A 533-nucleotide genomic window follows, 5' to 3' on the forward strand; every position below is an offset into this window, starting at 1 on the left:
GCGCATCGCCACACGGAGTTGCCTTCGGCCCGCGTTGCCATAGGAACATCGGCTCGGCTTCGCCATCGCCGCTTGCCTTCGGCTTCGCGAGATATAGATGGAATCCTCGTGGCGCGCTCCCGGAAAGGCGTCAGCGGGTATCGCCGAGTCCATTGCGAGCGGGCCGAGGGGCGTTCATTCGGTAGGCGGCAGGCGGCGGGCGTGCCAATTGCGGGCGGGCCCGTGGGCCCGCCCGTCATGCCGCTGCGGTGTGGAGGAGGTTGCGTCTTGGCCTGCGTTGCGGGTCGAGCCACGCGGGCGGGTAGAAGGTGGGTATGCCGTGGACCATTTTCACTGTCCACTCGCTGTGGTGGATCAGTGTGTGGTGGTGGCGGCACAGCAGGACCGCGTTGCCGACCGAGGTGACACCGCCGTCGGCCCAGTGGTGGACATGGTGGGCGTCGCACTGTTTCGGTGGTCTGCCGCAGCCGGGGAACGCGCAGCCGTGGTCGCGGGCGACCAGGATGCGGCGGATTCCGGCCGGGAAGGTGCGG

1 protein-coding gene is annotated in these 533 nt (G+C 68.9%); it reads right to left on the reverse strand.

Annotated features, from left to right (window positions below):
- Positions 1 to 235 precede the first annotated feature (235 nt).
- On the reverse strand, positions 236 to 533 hold a 298-nt coding region (locus DI276_RS51205; RefSeq protein WP_198680857.1), incomplete at its 5' end, for an HNH endonuclease signature motif containing protein.

Source organism: Lentzea terrae (assembly GCF_003265345.1).
GTDB classification, from domain to species: Bacteria; Actinomycetota; Actinomycetes; order Mycobacteriales; family Pseudonocardiaceae; genus Lentzea; species Lentzea terrae.